The 22,200-nt window shown below is 60.1% G+C and carries 17 protein-coding genes and 1 tRNA gene; 14 read left to right on the forward strand and 4 right to left on the reverse strand.

Annotated elements, in window-relative coordinates:
- Positions 1–179: 179 nt before the first annotated feature.
- Positions 180–659 carry an IS200/IS605 family transposase gene (gene tnpA, locus ACH2ED_RS11335; protein WP_395091096.1) on the forward strand — a complete coding sequence of 160 codons (480 nt, stop codon included), beginning with the start codon at positions 180–182 and terminating at the stop codon, positions 657–659.
- A 110-nt stretch (positions 660–769) separates the two neighbouring features.
- Here tnpA and melA read toward each other — a convergent pair whose 3' ends face one another.
- Positions 770–2,047 (reverse strand): alpha-galactosidase, encoded by a 1,278-nt coding sequence (gene melA / locus ACH2ED_RS11340; protein ID WP_395091098.1) that lies wholly within the window; start codon positions 2,045–2,047, stop codon positions 770–772.
- 50 nt (positions 2,048–2,097) lie between these two features.
- Between melA and ACH2ED_RS11345 the strand changes: the two genes are divergently transcribed.
- Positions 2,098–3,405 (forward strand): hypothetical protein, encoded by a 1,308-nt coding sequence (locus ACH2ED_RS11345; RefSeq protein WP_395091099.1) that lies wholly within the window; start codon positions 2,098–2,100, stop codon positions 3,403–3,405.
- Between the two features lie 7 nt (positions 3,406–3,412).
- On the opposite strand, the gene ACH2ED_RS11350 is transcribed toward ACH2ED_RS11345, so the two are convergent.
- The gene (locus ACH2ED_RS11350) at positions 3,413–4,990 is read right to left on the reverse strand and encodes a diguanylate cyclase (protein ID WP_395091101.1); all 1,578 of its coding nucleotides are present in this window, start codon (positions 4,988–4,990) and stop codon (positions 3,413–3,415) included.
- 147 nt (positions 4,991–5,137) lie between these two features.
- On the opposite strand from ACH2ED_RS11350, the gene purL reads away from it, so the two are divergent.
- The 7 genes from purL to ACH2ED_RS11385 are packed head-to-tail and all read left to right on the forward strand — an operon-like array spanning position 5,138 to position 13,595.
- Positions 5,138–7,432, forward strand: coding sequence for a phosphoribosylformylglycinamidine synthase subunit PurL (purL, locus tag ACH2ED_RS11355; RefSeq protein ID WP_395091103.1), 2,295 nt, complete (start codon positions 5,138–5,140; stop codon positions 7,430–7,432).
- A gap of 51 nt (positions 7,433–7,483) precedes the next feature.
- Positions 7,484–8,797 carry an NAD(P)/FAD-dependent oxidoreductase gene (locus tag ACH2ED_RS11360; protein ID WP_395091105.1) on the forward strand — a complete coding sequence of 438 codons (1,314 nt, stop codon included), beginning with the start codon at positions 7,484–7,486 and terminating at the stop codon, positions 8,795–8,797.
- 1 nt (position 8,798) lies between these two features.
- Positions 8,799–10,040 carry a cation:proton antiporter gene (locus ACH2ED_RS11365; protein WP_395091107.1) on the forward strand — a complete coding sequence of 414 codons (1,242 nt, stop codon included), beginning with the start codon at positions 8,799–8,801 and terminating at the stop codon, positions 10,038–10,040.
- Positions 10,022–11,356, forward strand: coding sequence for a coproporphyrinogen-III oxidase family protein (locus ACH2ED_RS11370; protein ID WP_395091108.1), 1,335 nt, complete (start codon positions 10,022–10,024; stop codon positions 11,354–11,356). Before ACH2ED_RS11365 ends, ACH2ED_RS11370 begins: the two co-directional genes overlap by 19 nt.
- Positions 11,349–11,885: a hypothetical protein gene (locus ACH2ED_RS11375; protein ID WP_395091109.1), complete on the forward strand. Its 537-nt coding sequence runs from the start codon at positions 11,349–11,351 to the stop codon at positions 11,883–11,885. Before ACH2ED_RS11370 ends, ACH2ED_RS11375 begins: the two co-directional genes overlap by 8 nt.
- Positions 11,875–12,312 carry an acyl-CoA thioesterase gene (locus tag ACH2ED_RS11380; RefSeq protein WP_395091110.1) on the forward strand — a complete coding sequence of 146 codons (438 nt, stop codon included), beginning with the start codon at positions 11,875–11,877 and terminating at the stop codon, positions 12,310–12,312. The genes ACH2ED_RS11375 and ACH2ED_RS11380 overlap by 11 nt, the downstream gene beginning before the upstream one ends.
- Positions 12,309–13,595 (forward strand): phenylacetate--CoA ligase family protein, encoded by a 1,287-nt coding sequence (locus tag ACH2ED_RS11385; protein ID WP_395091112.1) that lies wholly within the window; start codon positions 12,309–12,311, stop codon positions 13,593–13,595. The genes ACH2ED_RS11380 and ACH2ED_RS11385 overlap by 4 nt, the downstream gene beginning before the upstream one ends.
- On the opposite strand, the gene ACH2ED_RS11390 is transcribed toward ACH2ED_RS11385, so the two are convergent.
- Positions 13,596–16,397, reverse strand: a complete 2,802-nt coding sequence (locus ACH2ED_RS11390; protein ID WP_395091113.1) for an SCO7613 C-terminal domain-containing membrane protein — start codon at positions 16,395–16,397, stop codon at positions 13,596–13,598.
- A gap of 108 nt (positions 16,398–16,505) precedes the next feature.
- Positions 16,506–17,042: a hypothetical protein gene (locus tag ACH2ED_RS11395; RefSeq protein ID WP_395091115.1), complete on the reverse strand. Its 537-nt coding sequence runs from the start codon at positions 17,040–17,042 to the stop codon at positions 16,506–16,508.
- A 172-nt stretch (positions 17,043–17,214) separates the two neighbouring features.
- Between ACH2ED_RS11395 and ACH2ED_RS11400 the strand changes: the two genes are divergently transcribed.
- From ACH2ED_RS11400 to ACH2ED_RS11420, 5 genes are all read left to right on the forward strand, one after another.
- Positions 17,215–19,050 carry a redoxin family protein gene (locus ACH2ED_RS11400; protein WP_395091117.1) on the forward strand — a complete coding sequence of 612 codons (1,836 nt, stop codon included), beginning with the start codon at positions 17,215–17,217 and terminating at the stop codon, positions 19,048–19,050.
- A gap of 98 nt (positions 19,051–19,148) precedes the next feature.
- Positions 19,149–20,627, forward strand: a complete 1,479-nt coding sequence (locus ACH2ED_RS11405) for a proteasome accessory factor PafA2 family protein (RefSeq protein WP_395091119.1) — start codon at positions 19,149–19,151, stop codon at positions 20,625–20,627.
- A gap of 52 nt (positions 20,628–20,679) precedes the next feature.
- Positions 20,680–21,711, forward strand: coding sequence for an aldo/keto reductase (locus ACH2ED_RS11410; RefSeq protein WP_395091121.1), 1,032 nt, complete (start codon positions 20,680–20,682; stop codon positions 21,709–21,711).
- A 245-nt stretch (positions 21,712–21,956) separates the two neighbouring features.
- Positions 21,957–22,031: transfer RNA gene (locus ACH2ED_RS11415), tRNA-Thr, on the forward strand.
- Positions 22,032–22,102: 71 nt separating this feature from the next.
- On the forward strand, positions 22,103–22,200 hold a 98-nt coding region (locus ACH2ED_RS11420; protein WP_395088435.1), incomplete at its 3' end, for a GTP-binding protein.

Here is a 22,200-nt window from a genome sequence, read left to right on the forward strand (position 1 = left end):
CGTGGAAACCCCGGCCTTCAGGCCGGGTGAGGAAACGTGATGCCATCCGTCCCTTGGGACGGATGGCCGGACAGGTATCCGATCGGTGCAAGCTCCGGGGTATCTCTTTTTACTATTTTGAGTTTGGTTTTTCGACTCAGTGTCAGATTTGCCAGCAGCCTCTGGTGCTACAATAGGGTTTGGGAAAACGCAAAAAGCCTTCCATTACCAGCGAGCTGGCATCTACGCCTGAGGGTGTTTCTCGCTATCTTGCTGGTGCTCACACGACGCATCGCCTTCGTGTTCACCTTGTCTGGACACCCAAGTATCGTCGCCGTGTGCTGGAGGGTGCAGTGGCCAAGCGAGTGGAGGCATTGCTGCGCCAGGGCTGCGAGGTGCGCAACTGGCCCCTGCACGAGTTGAATGTCCAACCGGATCATCTTCACTTGTTGTTGCAGATTCCTCCTTCGGTGTCTGTTGCCAAAGTTGTCAATCTTCTCAAGGGGCGATCCAGCCGTCTTCTTCGTTTGGAGTTTCCTGAGCTTGAGGAGTTTTTGTGGGGTGATAGCTTTTGGTGTGATGGGTACTTTGTCGAGAGTGTTGGTCAGACGCAGGAGGGCGTGATTCGCCGCTATATCCAAGATCAGGGCAAGGCAAACCAAGACCCGATACTTTTCTGAGCTGATGGCTCTGAAACTGGGTTTAGGAGAAAGTGGGAACTCTTGAGGCTTTTGCGGTGTCCGCTTTCAATAAAAAGCTCCGGCCTTTAGGCCGGAGTATTTTACTTCGGTTAAAAATGCGCTAGTAACTCACCCTCGGCGGCCCAGAGCTCGTCGAACATTTGCTTGGTTTGATCCAGTGTGCAGGTGCTTCTTGTGAGCGGGTCGAGCAGACAGGCGTGGTAGGCGGCTTCCCGGTCTCTATCCAAGACGGCGCGTACGGCGAGCTCCTGTGGGGCGATGTTGGTGAGATTGAGCTGGGCGAGCTGGATGGGAAGCGCTCCGACACGTGTCGGCTGGACGCCTTGGCCATCTACCAGACACGGTACTTCGACGCAGCACTCCACGGGGAGATTGGAAATGAGCTGGCCGTCGTTCATGACATTGCCGTTGAAGCGGTAGGGAACGTTTGTCACGACGGCTTCGATAATCTTGGACGCGTACTCAACGCTTGGGGTGAGTGGAGGAAGCTCGTTGTCGTCCTTGAGCCAGGTGCGCGGCGGCGCGGCCTCTGTGGGCGGGTGCCACTCCGTCAGATTGTAGTGAGTCATTAAGTCGCTGTTGCGGCGGAAGTAGGGGTGGTACTCGGAGCAGTGACGGCTCGACTCCGTGACAAACCAGCCGAAGTGCTTGAACATCTCAAAGCGGATATTGTCCTTAGCCACCACTTCAGGGTCATCCAGCGCGGCGCGGAGCCGTGGATAGACATCCTCGCCGTCGTGCGTTAGTTTGAGGTACCAAGCCTGGTGGTTGATCCCAGCGCAGAGGTAGCGCATCGTGTCTTTTTCGAGCCCCGTGTAGCTCTCTATCTGATGAGCCGTGTGCTGGACGCTATGGCACAGTCCGACATTCTTTATTCCCGATGCACGCGAGTGCACCCAGGTCAGCATGCACATCGGGTTGGTGTAGTTGAGCATCAGGGCATTGGGGCAGAGGTTTTCCATATCGCGACAGATCGCGAGCTGCTCGGGGCCGGTGCGCAGAAACCGAAAGATGCCTCCCACACCCACCGTGTCGGCGACGGACTGCGTGATGCCGTACTTGAGGGGGATCTCCACTTCCGCCGTCACGGGATGCCCTGAGTACGCCGCCCCGCCCACGGAGACAGACACCACAACAAAGTCTGCGCTTGGCAAAAGCACTTTGCGATCCGTGGAGACCGAGAGCCTCGCTTTCAGACCGTGGCCGTCAATGATGCGCCGGACGTAGGCTTCCGTCAGTGCCAGTCGCTCGGCGTTAATATCGCAGAGGCAGATGTGCGCGTCGGCGAGCGTGGGGAGAGAGAGAATATCGCGTGAGAGCTTTCCGCCGAACTGGCTGCCTGCGCCAATGATAACGATCTTTGTCATGGATCTATTGTACGCAACTTTTCCCTGTTCTCAACGTCTACGAGCCTGTCATGAGCCGATTTATTCGCGGAGTTCGCCGAGCTGCCCAGGTGCTTGCCATCACCACCCCGCTGCTGGGAATCACGCTTGGCATCTGGTACAGGGCGCACTATGTCTTCCCGCCTGAAGAAACGCTGAAGCGGAGCGTGCCTCAGCCCAATGGCTACGACACAATCTTGGCGGCGGGAAAGCTGCTGGTTAAGAAGCACGATGGCGTCGAAGTCAATCCCTGGCCCAAGCCGAAGACGCCGTACTCGCTGAGCCAGCGCAAGGCTTTCGTTGCCGCTAACCAGCCTGCTATTAACAAACTCCGCGAGGGATTGGCTCAGGAATACCTAGATCGGTCGGGCGAGCACTTCAACAGCACAGTGCTGCGTGCTCTGGCACGGACGCTGGCCTTCGCCGCAAAGACTTCCGCCGACGTGGGGGATCTCCCTGGAGCTAGCCGCTACGCCCTGGATGCCATCGCGCTGAGCCAACAAATCCCGCGCGGTGGTGGAATGATGCCGGAGATAATTGGGAACTCATGCGAGCCATTCGGACAGAAAGCGCTCTGGGAGATCGCTGACAAGCTCGACGCGAAAACGGCGCATGCGGCGGCGGCACGGCTGGCGGCGCTGGAGAAAGAACGCTGGCCGCTTTCGGCGACATTTCAGGAAGAGAAGCGCATGGTGCGTAGTCAGTTCCAGCCGATCTTTACAGGCGGGCCGCTCGCCGCCTGGCGTAACACGGCAACTTTTTTTGGCGAAGCGCAGGCAATGACGAGCCAGCTAATAAAGATGATGCCGGGGAAGACCGCGTCGGAGCCCGAGCCGGAGACACTCACCGATAAACTCCAGTGGGCCAAGTTGCGGGCGCAGGTCGTCTACTACGGCCCACGTACGGTTGCGACGAACATGGAGACCTGGATGGAGCTAGTCGGGAAGCGCTCCGAACAGCCGTGGAGCAACCCGCGCCCGGCGGCGCCGCTACCGAGTGATCTGCTGAGCCAGATAATCCTGCCCGTCTATGGGCAACTGGAAATCAAGTGGATGCTGACCCGAGCCCAGTCACAGCTCTTGCAAGGCTACTTACTGCTCCGCGCCGTGCGCCTCGAAACGGGGCGTTATCCCGAGCCGAGCGAGGCGACGAAGCTTCTCCCCGCCGACCCGTTCTCCCCGACTCGCGCCCCGCTGCGTTATCACCGTGACTCTGCTGAGAAGATCACGCTCTGGAGTGTGGGGCCAAACGCGACCGACGAGGGCGGCATACCGGGCAGGCAAGAGGCGGGTAAAGAAGGCATACCCGGTGATCTGGTGGCAGCAAGAACTGCACTATAGAAGTTTTTCAGGCCGCGACTTGGTTCTTGCCCGCACGTTTGGCAGTGTAGAGGAGCTTATCTGCCCGATCTAGCAAGTCTTCCTCACCGAGCAGGTCTGCAACCCCGATACTGACGGTTAGGTGGAGGTCGGGGACGATGGTATCCCACTGATGCTCTGCGATTCTCTGGCGGAGGCGCTCCGCGAGGTTCTGGGCATCCGGGAGCGTGGTCTCCGGAGCGATGATCACAAACTCATCACCCGCTTGCCGTACCAGAACATCGCTCTGGCGGCTGGACTGACGCAGAAGCGTGGCAAAGGCCAAGAGAACCAGATCGCCGGTTCGGTGAGAGTGGGTATCGTTGACCTGCTTAAAGTCGTCAATATCAATTAAGATAACACTCAGCGGAAGCTCGTAGCGCCGTGAGCGAGAAATCTCTTTTTCGAGAAACTGACTCAGGAAACGGCGGTTGTAGAGCTGAGTGAGTGGGTCCTCCAGCACTTGCTGACGCAGCTCCTCGGCTTCTTGACGCGCACGTTCGGCGTCTTGTCGCGCGAGCTGGCTCTGCATGCGGTGCAGGGCAGACTCTTTGTGAAGCTGCGCGTAGAGTTCGTGAAATCTCTGGTAGTGCGTGAGGGCCTTGTGAATATCTCCCTGAGCCTGATAGGCCGTGCTGAGCTTCTGGTGGATCCCGCTCTGCGCGAAGAGACGGTGGTGCGCTTCCGCCTGTTTCAGTGCCTTGAGTAGCCAGTTGCATCCTTCCACGGTCTGGCCTTGCTCCACCAGAAAGTTACCCAGTGCCTGGTAGGCACTGAGGAGTGGCTCGGGCAGCCCGAGCTCTTCCGCGAGGTGCTGGGCCTCCCGGAGCGTCCGCTTTGCCGAATCTGGGTTGGTGAGTGAGCATCCCAAAGCGACCAAGGCTGCGGCTTCCAGGGGCTTATTGTGCTGGGTGCGGGCGAGATCCAGAGCCTGCTGAGCCGCCGTCGCTGCTTCGTCAGGCCTTGTTGCTGCACGGAGGGTGTGGGCGTAACTGATCAGGGTGTTACAGCGGTAGGTGACGTGCGACAGCGCCGCGTCATAGTCAAGTGACCTCTCAAAGTGACGGAGGGCTTCGTCGAGCTGCCCGCACTCAAGGTGCACCATCGCAATATTACTCAGAATCTGTGCTTCGTCGTTGTGATTGTCACGCGCGAGTTCGAGAGCCTCAGTCAGGCATATTATTGCCTCGCCATAGTCGCCTAGGCTCCCATGAAATGCTGCAAGCGAGTTCAGGCTCGCCTGAAGTCCTTCGGGATTATTGATCGTGCGCAGGATCTCGACTGCCGAGTGCATTGTCGCGATTGCCTCGGAATAGGCACCCTGGTGCTTTAAGGCGACTGCTTTTCCATGCAGGCACTGGTTCACCAGATGGAGATCCTCACTTTCCTGGGCAAGCGAAAGCGCCTCCTGGAAATCACTCTGCGCGGCGGTGATATTTCCCGTGGAGCCCTGCGCCATGGCCCGGGCCCGGAGCGCTCTCGCGAGCAGTTGTGGTGTGTCGGTGGAGCGTGCTTGGGCAACCGCCTCTTGTGCGAGTGCGAGTGCTGCCCCAGCATCCTGATTCACGAGGGCATGAGCTTTCTCAAGGAGCTTATTGAGAGAAGGTACTTTAAGGGAGTGCGGCAAGAGCATAGTGGTTTGTCGGAGATAATTGTCGGTTTTTCCGCTAGGCAATATTACCTTACTAAGCTTCCACGGTACAATAGAGGCGCTATGCTAACCCCTGTCAATGCCCCTGAGTATCCCCACGTTTCTGAGATCGTTGCCCGCGAGATGGGCGTCAATGCATCGGAGTACGCCCAGATCCAAGACGTTTTGGGGCGCGTCCCCACCTACACCGAGCTGGGAATGTACGCCGTGATGTGGAGCGAGCACTGCGGCTATAAGTACAGCCGCCCCGTGCTCAAGCTCTTTTCTGAGTACAAGAAAGCGCAGGAGTCCGGGGCACTGGAGAACGCGGGAAGTGTCCCGCTCGGCGACACGGGCTGGGGTGTGGTCTTCAAGATGGAGTCCCACAACCACCCGAGCGCGGTCGAGCCGTTTCAAGGCGCAGCTACGGGAGTCGGCGGGATTCTGCGCGATATTTTCACGATGGGCGCACGGCCCATCGCCAGCCTGAACTCGCTTAGATTCGGCCCGATTGAGGGCAATACTCCTGTTGCTATTCATAACCGTTATCTGTTTGAGCACGTGGTTTCGGGAGTGGGTAGCTACGGAAATTGCGTTGGGGTCGCCACGGTGGGCGGCGAGATTTATTTTGATCCGTGCTACAACGGCAATCCATTAGTCAATGCGATGAGTATCGGAATCGTGAAGTTAGACGCGATTGCGAGTGCCAAAGCGAAGGGAATCGGCAACCCGGTGCTCTATGTCGGCTCGGCGACGGGGCGCGATGGGATTCATGGCGCGACTTTCGCGAGTGTAGAGCTCTCCGAAGAGTCTGAGGCCAAGCGGCCCAATGTGCAGTGCGGCGATCCGTTTATGGAGAAGCTGCTCATCGAAGCCACTCTGGAGGCGCTGGCGACCGGCGGGATTGTGGGGATTCAGGACATGGGCGCGGCAGGTCTGACCTGTGGGACGAGCGAGATGAGCGCCAAGGGCTCGCTGGGAATGACCATTGATATCCAGAAAGTGCCGCGCCGCGAGACGGGGATGAACGCCTACGAGGTGCTTCTCTCCGAGAGCCAGGAGCGTATGCTGGCGGTGGTGGACAGAGGCCGCGAGGACGAAGTGGCGGCGGTGTTTCACAAGTGGGGGCTGAACGCGGCCTATATCGGGGTGATGACCGAGACCGGCAATGTGCAGGTCTGGGACGGCGAGCGCCTAGAGGCCGATATTCCTGCCAAGTCGCTGGCCGATGAGTGCCCGACCTATTACTTAGACGCCGCCGAGCCCGAGTACATCGCCCAAGTCCAGAGCGCGGATTTCTCGACCCTGCCCGAGCCCGAGAGCTACGGCGATGTGCTGCTGAAATTGCTCGCCACGCCGAGTATCGCGAGCAAGCGCTGGGTCTGGGAGCAGTACGACACGATGGTGCAGACCCAGACCGAGATCTTGCCCGGACGCGGTGATGCGGCGGTGCTGAGCATCCGTGAGGCCGACGGGCGAAAGATCGCAGCGACCACGGACTGCAATCCCCGCTTCTGTTATTTGGATCCGTTTGTCGGTGCGCAGCTTGCTGTGGCGGAGGCGGCGCGCAACTTGAGCTGTGTGGGAGCCGTTCCCGCCGCGCTCACGGACTGTCTGAACTTTCCGTCGCCGGAGAAGCCTTCCGGGTTCTGGCAGTTCCGTCGCGCCGTGGAAGGCATGGCGCAAGCCGCCGACTTCTTCAAGACGCCCGTTGTCTCGGGCAATGTTAGTTTTTACAACGAGACCCCCGAGGGCGCGATCTACCCGACCCCCACGGTGGGCATGGTGGGCGTGATCCCGGAAAACGTCGAGCCGATGGGCCTGTCTTTCCAGAACGACGGCGACTTGATCTATCTCCTGCGCCCCGTGGGCACGGAGAGCGCAACGGGCATTGGAGGAAGTGAGTACCTCTATCGCATCTTTGGCCGCGCCGAGGGCAAGCCGGAGCTGGACTTGGCCGCCGAAGCCAGTGTCCAAAAAGTCGTTCGTGAGGCCGTTGCCAACGCCCTGATCCAGAGCGCCCACGACTGCTCCGAAGGCGGCTTCCTGACCGCGGTCGCCGAGAGCTGTCTGGGCGGCAACAAAGGCGCAGAGATTCGCTTCGCCATCACGGACTTTGTTGGAAAAGATGGGAACGATCTGCCTTGGAGTGCTGTTCTCTTTGGCGAGGCTCCGAGCCGCATTGTGGTGACGGTGAAAGAACTGACAAAAGAGCAGGACACATTTCTCGATCTGTGTGAACAAAATGGTGTTGAGGCGGTCTTTATCGGGCAAGTGAAGAACAACAACAAGCTCGATGCCGCTGGCCTTCTTGAACTTTCTCTGGATCAGCTACGCTCTGCCTTCGAAGGCGCAATTCCGAAGATTATGGGGAAGTAGAGCCGCCCACGGAACAGGGGCGGAACTAATGAGAGAGATAACCGCAACACTATGAATCAAGCTAGTAATCCTGATGTGATCGTTATTGGTGGTGGACCTGCCGGTTCGACCGTCTCGACCCTGATTGCCCAGAGGGGCTTTAAGGTTCGGCTTTTTGAGCGTGAGCACTTCCCGCGCTTTCACATTGGCGAGTCGCTGATCCCGGAAACCTACTGGGTTCTAGAGCGGCTGGGAATGCTGGAGAAGCTCAAAAAGAGTCACTTTGTGCACAAGCACAGTGTCCAGTTCGTCAACTCAGCGGGCAAGACCAGTGCGCCGTTCTACTTCTGGGACAACAAGCCCCACGAGTGCTCCCAGACCTGGCAAGTAGTCCGTAGCGAGTTTGACTTGATGATGCTCAACAACGCCCGCGAGCACGGCGTGGATGCACAAGAGGGCGTGCGTGTTCGTGAGGTGCTCTTCGACGAGGGCAAGGCCGTTGGGGTGAAGATTCAGCTCGAAGATGGGACGCTGGAGGAAGTGCGTGCAAGTGTCGTGATTGATGCGAGCGGGCAGAGCAACCTTCTGGCCAACAAGCTGGGGTTACGGACGTGGGATCCGGTGCTCAATAAAGGGGCGATCTGGACGTATTGGAAGGGAGCCTTTCGCGACGAAGGCCGCAACGCCGGGGCGACCATGGTGCTCCAGACGGGAGACAAAAAAGGCTGGTTCTGGTACATTCCCCTCCACGATGATCGGATGAGTGTGGGAGTGGTCGGGCCGTTTGACTATCTGTTTAAGGGCCGTGAGAGCCACGAGAAGACCTACCAGGACGAAGTGGAGGCCTGCCCCGGCGTGAAAGAGCGCCTCGCCAGCGCGACACGGGACACGGGCTATTTTGCCACCAAAGACTACTCTTATCGCTGCACACAGGCGGCGGGCAACGGCTGGGTACTCGTGGGCGATGCGTTTGGTTTCCTCGATCCTCTCTACTCATCGGGGGTGCTGCTCGCGCTCAAGTCGGGCCAGCTTGCCGCCGATGCGGTGGTGGAGGGGCTGGAGAGAGGCGATGTCTCCGAGGCGCAGCTGGGCAAGTGGGGGCCGGACTTCAACAAGGGCGTGGATCGCATGCGCCGCCTGGTCTGTGAGTACTACGAGGGCTTTAGCTTCGGGCAGTTTATCAAGACCTATCCGCATCTTCGCAACACAATGACCGATCTACTCATCGGCGATCTCTTCACGGAGCGGGTGGATGAAGTCTGGGCCCCGATGGAGTCGCTCTACCCGGACAATAAGATTCCGCCCGCACCGTGGGACACCCCCGTGGTGATGGACGTTGCCCACAAGGCCAACGAGCTGGTTCTCCCTGAAGGCTACAAGCCCTAGAATGCCGCTGACGGACCCGCTGTCACAGGTACTCTTGGCGCTCGCCGCTGTGATTGCCGCCGGAGTGGTGCTCGGTAAGCTAGTGGGTTTCCTGGGGCAGCCGCCTGTGATCGGAGAGGTGCTGGCTGGAATCGTCCTGGGACCCTCGCTGCTGGGAGCGCGGCTCTCAGGGATGCTGCTCCCCGCTACCGCCACTCCTCTGCTGGGGATTCTTGCACAGCTCGGTATCTTGCTCTACATGTTCACGGTTGGGCTGGAGCTCAGTGGTGGCTCGCTAAGGCAGCAGGTTAAGACACTGGCCGTCACGTCGCTGGCAAGCCTTCTCGTGCCGTTCTTGCTGGGCATGGCACTCACACCGGTTCTCTTTATTCGATTCGCTCATAAAGAGGCATCGCTGACTAGCTTTTCCCTCTTTATGGGAATCTCACTCTCAGTGACGGCGTTTCCGGTGCTGGCCCGCATCCTCACCGACCGGCAGATGTTCCAGACGCCGCTGGGAACCCTGGCACTGGCCTGCGCCGCGATTGGCGATGTGATTGCCTGGTGCCTGCTGGCCATCGTGGTAGGCGTGGCGAAGGCGCAGGTGGGCGTGGGCGTGACGATTGTCTGGGGGACTCTGGGGTATCTCGCCGCCATGCTCCTTATCGTGCGCCCCCTGGCCCGCCGCCTGATGCGCCACTGGGGCGACGAGCCGCTCACACCTGCGCGGGGGGCACTGGTGCTGGTCGCCGTCCTCCTCTCCGCGCTTGCCACCGAGGAGATCGGAATCCACGCAGTCTTTGGGGCATTTCTGCTGGGGGCGATTCTGCCGCACCAGAGCACCCTGGCTCAGACCCTGATCCGCCAGCTTCAGCCCGTGGTCTCGACCCTGCTCCTGCCCGCCTTCTTCGCCCTGACTGGGATGCGTACTCGGATTGATTTCCTCTCCGAGGGGAGCGCCTGGTTGATCTGTGCGGGTATCATTCTTGTGGCGACTCTAGGGAAGGTCGGCGGTACTTTTTTTGCCGCACGGGGAACTGGAGTGGGGGCGCGTGACGCTTTGGTACTGGGAGCCTTGATGAATACGCGAGGGCTGATGGAGCTGATCGTGCTGAACATCGGGCTCGATCTGCATGTTATTTCTCCTACTTTATTTGCGATGATGGTGGTGATGGCGCTCGTGACGACGATGATGACCGCACCTGCACTGCTCTGGCTTCTGCCAGACTCAAGAAAGACGACGCAATGGCGACAACACGACTGAACTTAGAGATGCTTGGGGCACAAGAGACTAAGGCGGGAAATTATTTCGTCTCCAACTACCCTCCGTACTCCTTTTGGACACCCGCCTCGGTTCCGGAGGCTCTAGCTACCCTGGAGCGTGCGCCTCTGCCCGATACGCCGCTTGGGGTCTATCTGCACATTCCGTTTTGCCGCAAGCGCTGCCACTTCTGTTATTTTCGAGTCTACACCGACAAGAATGCCGGTGAGATCAAGCGCTATCTGGATGCGGCCATTGCGGAGATGACCACCTACGCGAGCAAACCGTTTGTCGGGGGGCGCAAGCCGCGCTTCGTGTACTTTGGTGGCGGCACGCCGTCGTATCTCTCGACCACACAGCTCACCTACCTCACCGATGCCATGAAGGCCTTGCTCCCCTGGGACGAGGCCGAGGAAGTGACGTTCGAGTGCGAGCCGGGGACGCTCAATGAGCACAAGCTGACCACGATTCGCAATGTCGGGGTGACGCGCCTCAGTCTTGGTGTCGAGCACTTCGATGAGAGCATCCTGAAGCTCAATGGCCGCGCACACGGAGCCAAGGAGATTGACCGTGCCTACAACTTTGCGCGCTCGGTGGGCTTCCCGCAGATCAACATTGACTTGATCGCGGGGATGATGGGCGACACCGATGCGCTTTGGCGGGCCACGGTCGCGAAAGCTATCGAGCTCCTGCCCGACAGCGTGACGATCTACCAGATGGAGATTCCCTACAACACGACGATCTTTGCGGAGATGCAGGAGGGTGGCAACGAGATCGCTCCCGTGGCAACCTGGGCCAAGAAGCGTGAGTGGGTGCAGTATGCGTTTGGGCAGCTAGAGCAAGCAGGTTACACGGTCACCAGCGGGTATACCGCCGTTCGCGACCCCGCAACCACTCGGTTTTGCTACCGTGATCAGCTCTGGGCGGGCGCGGATCTGCTCGGGCTTGGTGTGGCGTCGTTCTCCCATGTCGGGGGAGTCCACTTCCAGAACCAACACAACTTCGATCCGTATATTGATAAAATTTCCAGCGGCCAGCTCCCGATCTACCGCGCTTTAACCCCGACGGCGGAGCAGAGCCTGATCCGTGAGCTGATCTTGCAGTTCAAGCTTGGCCATGTCAGCCTAGGCTATTTCGCGCAGAAATTCGGCGTGGATCTGCGCGTCCGATTTGCAGAGACGATGAATGAGCTGCGAACCGAGGGCTTTCTGGAAGAACACGGCGACGAGCTGCGGCTAAACCGTGAGGGACTGCTTCGCGTGGATCGCCTGGTGCATGAGTTCTTCCTACCCGAGCACCGAGATGCGCGGTATGCCTGAGCTTAACCTGTTCTTCCCGCTGGATCTTCTGCATGAGCAAGAGGGCATCGCCCTGCCACAGATCGAGCGTGTGGAGGGTGGGGATGTGCCTCAGCCCTACCGACAGCTTCTTGTTCATCTCAACGACATGACCCCGACTCTGAGTGCATTTCACGCTCGGGAGATCGCGCTTCGCGTGCTGGGCCGCCGCATTCAGGGCGATGTGCTCTTCCGCGAGGTGGTCTTGCTGGCCGGGGAAGCGCCGGTCGAGTTCGGGGCGATTGCGATTCACTTAAGTACATTCACCGCTGAGGCACGTAAAGACATTGAGGCGGGGCACCTGCCGCTGGGGACTATTCTCGCCAAGCACGCGGTTACGCACGTGAGCTGTCCGCAGGCGTTTTTAAGAGTTGAGGCCAATGCCTTTATCAACGATGTCTTCGGGCTCTCAGGGGAGCCGAGTGTCTTCTACGGGCGACGCAATATCCTCTCCACACCGGAAGGCGCTGTGATCGCCGATATCCTGGAGATTCTGCCCCATGCCCCATGAGTTTGTCCTGCGCCACCGGGTTGAGTTCGCGGACACGGACATGGCGGGCATCATTCACTTCTCCAGCTACTTTCGCTACATGGAAGTGACTGAGCATGCGTTTTTTCGCTCGCTGGGGTTCTCCGTGGCGAGTCGAGATGCAGGAATTGGCTGGCCGCGCGTGGATGTGGGCTGTGAGTTTCGCTCGCCCTTGCGCTTTGAGGATGAGCTGGATGTGCGTTTAGTTGTCACCGCAAAAAAATCCAAGTCGCTGAGCTATGTTTTTCATATCACGAAGGTTGGAACCGAGCCCTTGCTCGAAGTGGCGACGGGCCGTATGACCGTGGTCTGTGTGGCGATGGATCACGAAGCCGGAACGATGAAGGCCGCCCGAATCCCCGATGCGCTCGCCGCACAGATCGACGTCGTCTCTGTGGAAACTGTATGAGCTTCCTGAGTCGCGCCGCGCTGGAGGCTGAGCAGCTCGCGCGGCTCAACATACTCATCGCCGCCCTCATGCCAAGCAATGCGTTTTATGCCCCGAAGCTCGACGCGGCGGGCTTAGGCCAGGGCGTGGGCTCACTGGCGGAGTTTTTTGCGCGTATGCCACTGACCACCAAACAGCAGATCGTCGACGATCAGCGGGAGTACGCGCCGTACGGAAGCAACTTGACCTATCCCATCGAGCGCTACACGCGCTTCTGCCAAACGAGCGGCACGAGCGGCTTCACCTTGCGCTGGCTAGACACCACGGAGTCATGGGAGTGGATGGTAGAAAACTGGGTGGAGGTGTTTCGCACCGCCGACGTTTCTGCCCGTGATCGCCTTTTCTACGCCTTCTCGTTTGGCCCATTTTTGGGATTCTGGACCGCCTTTGCCGCGGGGGAACGGCTGGGCTGCCTCTGCCTGCCCGGTGGAGGGATGAGCAGTGCGGCGCGGCTGAAGACGATCCTAGACAACTGTGTCACGACACTTTGTTGCACCCCGACGTATGCGATCCGCCTTGGGGAAGTGGCGCGAGAAGAGGGGATTGATCTGGCGACTAGTGCCGTTCGCCGCATTATTGTCGCAGGCGAGCCGGGCGCGGGGATTCCCGCGACCCGGGCGCGTATCGAGCAGCTCTGGCCCGGTGTGCGCCTCTACGACCACCACGGAATGACGGAGATCGGCCCGGTGAGCTTCGAGTGCCCCGTTTGCCCGGGCGTGTTGCACGTGCTGGAGTCTCGGTTTATCGCCGAGGTGCTCGACCCGGAGACACTGCAACCCACGCTTCCCGGCGAGCGCGGTGAGCTGGTGCTGACGAACCTCGGGCGGCTTGGCTCCCCGCTCTTGCGCTACCGAACCGGCGATCTGGTGCAGGCAGGCGCGAGAGAAATCTGTGCCTGTGGGCGCTGGGATCTGGCACTCGACGGTGGGATTCTAGGCCGCACCGACGACATGGTGGTGGTGCGGGGCGTGAATCTCTACCCGTCGGCGATTGAGGCCGTGCTGCGGCAGTTTGGAGAAATTGCCGAGTACCGCGTGACGCTCACCACGGCCAATGCCCTACGCGAGGCCGTTATCGAGCTGGAGCCGCTGCCGTCTTGTCCCGACCCCGAAGCCCTCCGCCACGCCGCCGAGTCCGCACTCCGGGCCACTTTCCACCTGCGCCTCCCCACAAATATCGTTGACTGTGGGACACTCCCGCGCTCCGAGATGAAGGCCCAGCGCTGGGTTCGTACAGATACCTAGTCAATCCCAGCTCTGGTAGGTCTCCCGCACCGAGTCCGCCCAGCGGCGCAGTGCTTCTCGGCGCTTATCGAACTGGAGCGCGGCAGTGAGAACCCCGACACCCAGGAGGGTGAGATAGACCCCGAAGTTGATCTCCCGGAGTGGGTCCCAGAGCTTGATGACCAGAAGCGTGATGAGAAACGCGATCCCGCCGCCCAGATAGACTTTCACGCGCTGCTGGATGCCTGCCGCGACAGCTACCAAGCACTCTAGGACGAGCAGAACAGCGTGCTGCCAGTCGTGGGGGTTGGTGACGATGGCGAGCAGTGAGGGGCCAAGCAGGAGCAGGAGGCCGGGGGCGCGCAGGGGGGCCTGGTTCATGCGCTCGGCGATAAACAAAAGATAGAGCCCGATGGGCATGAGGAAGTAGTCGAGTTTATCGGAGTCCAGCCCAAACTGGTCGAAGAAATAGAGACCGTAGGCGGCGAAGGCACAGGCGAAGGCACTGTGGAGGTAGTTTGGCTGCCTGCGCAAGCCCGCCGTGGCCGCGAGAGTCGCTGCGCTCAGCCCCAGCGTGTAGATCGTCCACCGGCCCTGATCCTGTCCGGTCAGTCCGTATACCCCGGTCACGACCGCAACTGCCGTGGTGGCCACACCCACCGCACTGAGCGTCTCCCAGAGATTCGTGGTGCGCCGGAGGCTCGCCGCCAGCCCCAGCCAGAATGCGGCTAGGCCAGCGAGTAAGAAGCTCACTTGCGCTAGGGAGAGGGAAGGGTGTGGGTACCCGCTCGCTGCAAGCGCCACGGCAGCGGTAGCCAGTCCGGCAGCAGTCGCAACCCCGCTGGGGCGGTATCCTAGCAGCGAGACCGAGGCTAGCGCGGCACCCGTGACCACGAGCGAGAGGGGCGAGCTGCCCGAGGGGAGCAGTACGGTGGCTAAGAAGCCCAGTACGGCAAAGAACTCCGTAAGACGCAGCGGCCTGTCCGTGTCGCCTTCCGCGCGGCCCAGCCAGAGGAGCACGGGAACTAGGGCAAGGCTCCAGAACGGGAGCAGGGCCGCAGGAAGCAGGCTCGCCGCGAGATGCCCCGCCGCAAGCAGCCACAGCGTGGCCCGTGGCCCAAGATCAGCCTTTGCAGGGAGAGTGACACCCGCCACGAAGAGTGCCAGGGCGAGAACGGGAAGGGGCAGATCATGCCCCACCGTTGCCCAGCGCACCCACTGAGCCACCAGAGCGAATCCCAGAGGAATCAGTGCGCCACGCGCCGCCACAGGGCGGTCCTGCCAGAGCCCCCAGAGGCCGAGCCCGGCGGACGCGAGCATCAAGACCATGCAGTTTGTTGCGGCACTCTTGCTCTCCAGGAGCCCGGTAAACTGGCCCACGCAGGCCCAGCTAAATGCCGCAAGGGCACACTGTCGCAAAATAACAGCACGCTCTTCGGTTATGGTCCGCAGGCTCAGGAGCCCGAAAGCAAGTGAGGGAAGCAGCAGCCAGCGCAGTGGACCGGCGGGTAGCCCCGTGGCAGCGACAAACCAGCCATCGAGCGCAATGGCGATGAGGCGGCAGGCAGCGAGGGCAAGCGCCGAAGTGCACAAAAGACCTTGTGCCGTTCGTGCGGCGACCAGCCAGAGAACTGCCTCCGCTGCAAAGAGCCCTGCCAGTGGCACATCACGGGTCTCCGGTGCGAGTAGAACGGGGAACAAGCCCAGGAGGGTGAGCGCACGGGCACTGTTCTGGTACGGGGTGGCGGCGGCTTGTCCCTCGCCTCGCTGGAAACGGGTCAGAAGCTGCGCCAGGACGCCTGTTGCGGAAGCAATGGCACCACGTGCGATCATGCTCGCGGTGTCTGGCAGGAGGAACTGTGCGCCGAGCGCGGCGGCGAACGTGGCCGCGTAGCCTAGCCACGCGATCTGAAGGCGGCTTCCCGTGAGTCCGTAGAGCCCCGCCGCTCCGAGGAGCGTTAGTCCGACTGCCGACTGGGTTGCCGTGCCACTGACCTGTGCCGCCCAGAGCAGCGACGCTCCAATTCCGGCAAGTGTCAGGCAGTGGCCGACGACGACGCGCATCCGGTTCCAGAGGCTGTCGTCGCGCTCTGTCTGCCAGAAACTCAGTGTCGCCAGTCCGAGAAAGCTAATAATGAGGGTGGGCCAGAACAGGGTCGCGGGGACAAGACCCGCGAAGCCCCAGACCGCGCCCGCCCCGGCACCGCCCAGCAGGCCGATCAGCAGGGGCTCCTGGGTCGTGCGTAGCCGCCAGACAAAAACGCCCCCACTGCACAGGGCGGTCAGGAGTGCGGTCAGGGGCCAGGACAGTCCGCCCACTAGGCCAAAAACTTTCAGGGCAATGCCACACAGCGGGACAATCAGGCAGCCGAGTAGCCCCAATACCTGGCTGCTCTGTGGGTGTTCGTCACGCAGGCTGTCGCTCAGGCGCAGCAGACCGGCGGCGGACAGTGCCAGCACGGCGAGCAGCAGAAACCTGCCGATGCCGTCCCACTGCCACTGCACCAGCAAGAAGAGTCCGGCCAGTAAGAGAAGCGATCCTACCAGATGGAGCGCGGCGATATTGCGCTCCTCCAAAAAAGCCAGCAGGCCGCGACGGGGGGAGTGGGACGGGTGCGCGGGGCGGGGCGGGGCAGAGGGGGGATGCGAAGCGCTATCCGGCTCTAAATCATACATCTCCAGCCGTGGTGGGGCGAGTGCTTTGCGCCGCGCTGTGTACTCGTCGTAGAGGGGCGCGAGGAATGTCTCCGGGACACGACCCTCGGTGTGCCAGCGACGAAGCTCTTTTAGCAAAAAATCCAGGCAGACACGTTCTTCGGACATCGGACAGTTCTCCTGAGAAAGAGTATGCCCGTTTTACGTCGTGTCTGCCTGGGTCGAAGGGGGGAGGCCCCGGTCCTATTTTCGTAGGACCGGGAGATTTATTGGTTCCTAGCCGTGGCGGTGATCCCGGTCACAGCAGTCTCGGTCGCGATCACGATCCCCACTATGGCCACGGTGCTCACGCTCCCAACGGATACGCGCCTCCCGCTCTTCCCGCTCTCGCTCGCGCCGTTCGCGCTCGATTCGCTCTCGCTCCCAGCGGGAGGGTGAGTTGTAGCGGTCTCTATCGTAGGCATCGGTGTTGTAGCGGTCATTGGAATCGTATCTGTCATTGCGTCCGTAGCGGTCGTCGCGGCCATAGCGGTCGTCGCGCCCGTAGCGGCTCTCATCATTTTGCGCCTTACGAGCATCTTCGAACTTCTTGCCCGCGAGAGCCGCTCCGGCTCCAAGCACAATCGCATCGCCAATGCGCCCGTTTCGTGCGGAGTTCAGCGCCGCTGCTCCGAGGCCGCTGCCTAGGTTACGCATGAGGTTTTTGTCTTCCTGTCGTTTCTGTGAGGGATTTGGGCGGCCACTCTGCGCCCAGCTTGTTCCCAGCAGCCCGATCATCGCCAGTCCCGTCAGTATAATGGGTTTGGTATTCATCTCCGTAAACTCCTTCTCCTCGCAGTGTGGGGAGCTTTAACAGCGCCCCTTGTTGAAGGAGACGAAGCCCCGAGGGCGAGTGTGACAGCCTTGTTTGTGAAAAAGGGTACAATCTGAAAAATCGGAATCAAACTCAGACGTGGACTGTCTTTTAAGACGGAGGCTTGTGATTATGGTACGGAACCATTTTGTAGGGATGATCGGGGTGTCGGCGCTCTTGCTGGGGGGCACCGTGCTGGCCACCGCCACAAGGCAAGCGTCGCCGCTGGCGGCGTATCTGGGCAAGAAGGCGACCGCCGTTGTCTTTATTGGGGTCGCGTGCCCGATTGCCAATCGCCACGCGCCGGAGCTCGCCGTGCTGGCAAGAACGGCGAAGGCGCACGGTGGGCAGCTGGTGCTCGTCTACAGCAATCCGGGGGATCAGGCGACCGCGAGAGCGCATGCAAAGAAATACGGCCTCAGTGATGCCGTGATTGTGTGTGACGGTGATCAGGCGCTCAAGACGGCGCTGGGCGCGAGTGTCACGCCACATGCCTTTGTGCTCGATACTCGTGGCAAGGTGCTCTACAACGGGCGCATTAGCGATGATGGGGCGGGGCAGGCAAAACCTCGCGGAACGGCACCACTACACCATGAGCTCTCCGACGCACTGGGGGCTGCACTGGATGGAAAGCCCATCAAGGTAGCCAAGACCGAGGCCGTGGGGTGCGTCATCGAGCTCCCCCTGACCCCCGCCGAGCGGGGGAAGAGCGCAGGTAGCCCAAACTACGCGGAGCACATCGCGCCGATTCTCAATGACAACTGTATCTCCTGTCACCGCGACGGCGAGATCGGGCCGATGAAGCTCGATAGCTACGCCAGTGCGAAGGCGTTTGCTGCCAATATTGCCCAGGTCTCCGAGAAGCGTGTCATGCCGCCGTGGAAGCCCGTCGAGGGGCATGGGGATTTTACAGGAGTGCGCAAGCTCACCGATGCGCAGATTCAGCTCGTCTCACTGTGGGCAAAGTCGGGCGCTCCGGCGGGGAACTTAGCCAAAGCCCCCACGCCCCCCAAGTTTGCCAAAGGCTGGACCCTGGGCGAGCCCGATCTGATCTTAAAGATGCCTCAGAGCTACCAAGTCGCGCCCTCGGGGGCCGATGTCTACCGCTGCTTTGTGCTGCCCACCGGCGTCACCGAAGACAAGGAAGTGGTCGCAGTGGAGTACCGGGCGGGCAATAAAGCCGTCGTGCACCATGTGATCGGCTACTTAGACACCCAGGGGCGGGGGCGCAAGATGGACGAGGCTGAGGCCGGGCCGGGCTACACGAGCTTTGGCAGCCCGGGCTTCTTACCCGATGGCGAGCTCGATGGCTGGGCACCTGGAAAGCTGCCCTACTTCCTCCCCGAGGGTATCGCACGGCCTTTGCCCAAGGGAAGTGATCTGGTGATGCAGGTGCACTACCACTCCAATGGGAAGCCTGAGGAAGATACCACGCAGGTCGGGATCTACTTCGCCAAGAAGCCTATCACCAAGCACTTGGGCATCCTGCCGCTCATCGCGCCGCTCAATATTCCGGCGGGTGAGGCGAGCTACAAAACGGGGACGAGCTTCCCGATGCTTTTTGATGCCAAGGCGATCTTTATCATTCCGCACATGCACCTGCTGGGCAGAGAGATCGCCGTGGAGGCGACACTTCCCCGTGGCGAGAAAAAGCTTCTGATCCGGATCAACGACTGGGACTTCAACTGGCAAGACTCCTACAACTACAAGGACTTTGTGGCACTGCCCAAGGGGACTCAGCTCACGCTCAAGGCTCGCTACGACAACTCAGCCGCCAACCCGCGTCAGCCGAACAATCCGCCACAGCCCGTCGCCTGGGGAGAGGCCACCACCGACGAGATGTGTATCGCTTTCATTGGCTATATCGCGGATAACGAGAACGACCCAATGGCAAAGCTCTTTTCGAGCATCCGAAAGAGCGGACAAGCTCCGAAAACCCTCAAGCCACTCACGGAAAAAACGCCGTGAGGAGCAGAAGCGGATAAGAGGGGCACCCTCGGCGGGCTTGGAGGAGTTGCCCTGCGACGGCGGCGCAGAACGGGCTAGAAATCGGATACAATCAGGGCATGGAGCGACGTATTTTTGGGATCGAGACGGAGTTCGGGTGCATGGTGCGCGATGATGCCGCCGGATCGCCTGAGCAGGTTGTCGAAGCGGTCAAGAATCACTGTTTTTATCAGAAGCACTGGGGGCTCATTGACCTCCATGCCCGCGACTACTCGTTTGAACCCGCCCGTAGCGGCGGGTTTCTTCTCAACGGGGGACGGCTCTACATAGATGCTGTCGGGGATCATGAGGAGTATGCCACGCCGGAGTGCACGGATATTTTTGATGTCTGCCGCTACAATAAAGCCGGGCAGTGGATTGTTCAGAGCCTCTTAAACGATCTGGGGCTTGCGGAGACGGCGTCGTTTCACAACAACTCGGTGGATCACTTCGGCGGCCACACGTTTGGTTGCCATGAGAACTACTTAGTCGAGATGCACGACGAGGACTTCTTCCGAGCGAGCTTTAACTATCTTCTACCGTTCCTAGTGACACGTCAGATCTTTGCGGGTGTCGGGCGTGTGGGGGGGCATCGGCTGAACTTCTCGTCCATGAAGAACTCGGTGATGACGATCTCCGACTATGACGTGGACTACCAGTGGGTGAGCAACTTCTACGGCGTTGAGATTGATCCGACGGTAGACTTTCAGCTCTCGCAGCGTGCGGATCATATTGTCAAGACAATCAGTAGCCGTGTGCGCTTCAACCGGGCGATTATCAACCCGAAGTGGGACAGCTACTACAACTTCTCGAACCTGCACCGCCTGCACATTCTCTACGGCGAGGGCAATATGTCCGACTACGCCACGGCGCTGAAAGTTGGCACGACGTGTGTGGTGCTCTCGCTGGTGGAAGACGGTCTGCTGGGCACGGAGGTGGAGATCCGCGACCCGCTGGAGACTCTGCGCTCCGTCAGCCGCGACCCGAGCTGGAAGTGGCTGGTCAAGCGCAAGAGCGGCGGCACGATCAAGGCCGTGGATCTCCAGCGCATCTACCTCGAAGCGGGCAAGAAGCGCCTTGCGGGTGTGGACACCCAGACCGACTGGGTGCTGCGCGAGTGGGAAGCGACGCTTGATGCGCTCGAAACGAACCCGCTGACCCTTGCCAACAAGTTGGACTGGGTCGCTAAACACAAGATGTACACGGAGTTTATGAAGTCTGAGGGTGTCGGCTGGCAGGACGATGTGATGCAGAGCCTGGATATCGAGTACCACAACACCAACCGCAGCCAGGGCCTTTTCTACGGCTTAGAGGAGCTAGGCGAGATGGAGCGCTTAGTCACCGACCCTGAGATCGCCACTGCGACCGTTGCCGCGCCGCAGAACACCCGCGCCGCCGCCCGCGCCGATATTATCAAGAAGCTGCTCGACAAAAAGTCCAAGGACTATGTGATTGACTGGGATCTGGTGTATCTGGCAAAGAACCGGCATCTGGACTTGAAAAATCCGTTCGACACGTATCTGAAAGAGGCCGAGAGTTTCACCAAGGGCATGTCATAGTGCCTTCTCCCAACAACTCGATAAAATCTTCGACAAGTACGAGGCACTCTAAATGATAGAGAATGTCGCGCTGGGGCGCTCTGGGCTGAAGGTGAGCAATCTGTGCCTTGGCTGCATGAACTTTGGCGAGTCCACGAGCGAGGAAGACTCACTTGCCGTCCTCAAAGCAACCTACGACTCCGGCGTGACGTTCTGGGACACCGCCGATGTCTACGGGGCGGGGCGTAGCGAGGAGATTCTCGGGAAAGCCTTTGTCCAGTTTGGCTTCCGCGAGCAAGTCGTGCTGGCGACAAAAGTCAACGGCGCGATGGGGCCCGGAGCGAATGATCGTGGGCTCTCGCGGCGGCATCTTCGTCTGGCGATTGAAGCGAGCCTGCGCCGCTTGCAGACCGACTGGATTGACCTCTACCAGCTTCATCGCTACGACCCTACCGTGCCGCTCGACGAAACCATCGAGACTCTGGACACCCTTGTCAAAGAGGGGAAAATCCGTTACTGGGGAACGAGTACATTTGCAAGTTGGCAGATGTCCGACGCGCAGTGGCATGCGGATTTCCACCACCGAATCGGACCCGTCTGTGAGCAAGCGCCCTACAACATTCTGGATCGCCGCCTCGAGAACGACCGGGCGGGATTCCTCAAGCAGGCGGGCTGGGGGCTGATTGTCTGGTCGCCGCTGGCAGGTGGGCAGCTCACGGGCAAGTACGGCACGGTCTCACCGAGCACACTCCCCGAGGGCTCCCGAATCGCACGAAATGCGATGTGGCGGCAGCGCACCAATCGAAATGCCTCGGAAGTCGCGGCGGGATTTTCGGCTCTGGCGAGCGAGCACGGCTTCGATCCTGCCGTCGCCGCAGTGGCCTGGACTCTGGCAAACCCCTTAGTGACGGCGCCGATTGTGGGGCCGCGCACTTTGGAGCAGCTCACAAGCCTGCTGCCTGCCGCGTCACTCACTCTTCCTCAGAGTTTTTTAGCAGCCGTGGATTCGCTGGTTCCCCCCGGAACCGCTGTCGCGGACTTTTTAAATAATGCAGACTGGCAGGTCGGGCATCTACCAGGGCTCGACAACCATCGCGAATGCTGAGGGAAATCTGTTCCAAATCATTGATGGTTTTGAGGGGGCATCTTGAGCTGCGAGAATCTGCTCGACTCGCTCAAACACTCGCCGTTTCGTTTCTTCAATCATCCCTCTATGATGATAACTTTACCAAACGAAGGCAAATCTACTCGTCTCACCACTTCGATGTCCTGTACCCGAGGCAGGAATGTATATTGACAATCGTAGGGGAGCATGATAGAATTTTTGCTCGGTCAGTGATGGCCGTTAATGCCCTCGTAGCTCAGTGGTAGAGCACTTCTTTGGTAAAGAAGAGGTCATGGGTCCAATTCCCATCGAGGGCTCCATCCTGGCGCAACGCACTCGGACAGAGGCGTTGCGTCTTTCTGTGTAACTACACAACGGAGCTTAATATACTATGGGTAAGGCAAAGTTTGAGCGATCAAAGCCTCACGTAAACGTGGGCACGATCGGACACGTGGATCATGGCAAGACCAGCCTGACAGCCGCGATTAC

It is taken from the genome of Armatimonas sp. (genome assembly GCF_043757465.1).
GTDB lineage: Bacteria > Armatimonadota > Armatimonadia > Armatimonadales > Armatimonadaceae > Armatimonas.

What these genes read in the sequence shown, in the direction of transcription:
- melA (WP_395091098.1), bottom strand. Translation starts at nt 2,047, where the DNA reads ATGACAAAGATCGTTATCATTGGCGCAGGCAGCCAGTTCGGCGGAAAG.
- ACH2ED_RS11345 (WP_395091099.1), top strand. Translation starts at nt 2,098, where the DNA reads ATGAGCCGATTTATTCGCGGAGTTCGCCGAGCTGCCCAGGTGCTTGCC.
- purL (WP_395091103.1), top strand. Translation starts at nt 5,138, where the DNA reads ATGCTAACCCCTGTCAATGCCCCTGAGTATCCCCACGTTTCTGAGATC.
- ACH2ED_RS11360 (WP_395091105.1), top strand. Translation starts at nt 7,484, where the DNA reads ATGAATCAAGCTAGTAATCCTGATGTGATCGTTATTGGTGGTGGACCT.
- ACH2ED_RS11365 (WP_395091107.1), top strand. Translation starts at nt 8,799, where the DNA reads ATGCCGCTGACGGACCCGCTGTCACAGGTACTCTTGGCGCTCGCCGCT.
- ACH2ED_RS11370 (WP_395091108.1), top strand. Translation starts at nt 10,022, where the DNA reads ATGGCGACAACACGACTGAACTTAGAGATGCTTGGGGCACAAGAGACT.
- ACH2ED_RS11375 (WP_395091109.1), top strand. Translation starts at nt 11,349, where the DNA reads ATGCCTGAGCTTAACCTGTTCTTCCCGCTGGATCTTCTGCATGAGCAA.
- ACH2ED_RS11380 (WP_395091110.1), top strand. Translation starts at nt 11,875, where the DNA reads ATGCCCCATGAGTTTGTCCTGCGCCACCGGGTTGAGTTCGCGGACACG.
- ACH2ED_RS11385 (WP_395091112.1), top strand. Translation starts at nt 12,309, where the DNA reads ATGAGCTTCCTGAGTCGCGCCGCGCTGGAGGCTGAGCAGCTCGCGCGG.
- ACH2ED_RS11390 (WP_395091113.1), bottom strand. Translation starts at nt 16,397, where the DNA reads ATGTCCGAAGAACGTGTCTGCCTGGATTTTTTGCTAAAAGAGCTTCGT.
- ACH2ED_RS11395 (WP_395091115.1), bottom strand. Translation starts at nt 17,042, where the DNA reads ATGAATACCAAACCCATTATACTGACGGGACTGGCGATGATCGGGCTG.
- ACH2ED_RS11400 (WP_395091117.1), top strand. Translation starts at nt 17,215, where the DNA reads ATGGTACGGAACCATTTTGTAGGGATGATCGGGGTGTCGGCGCTCTTG.
- ACH2ED_RS11405 (WP_395091119.1), top strand. Translation starts at nt 19,149, where the DNA reads ATGGAGCGACGTATTTTTGGGATCGAGACGGAGTTCGGGTGCATGGTG.
- ACH2ED_RS11410 (WP_395091121.1), top strand. Translation starts at nt 20,680, where the DNA reads ATGATAGAGAATGTCGCGCTGGGGCGCTCTGGGCTGAAGGTGAGCAAT.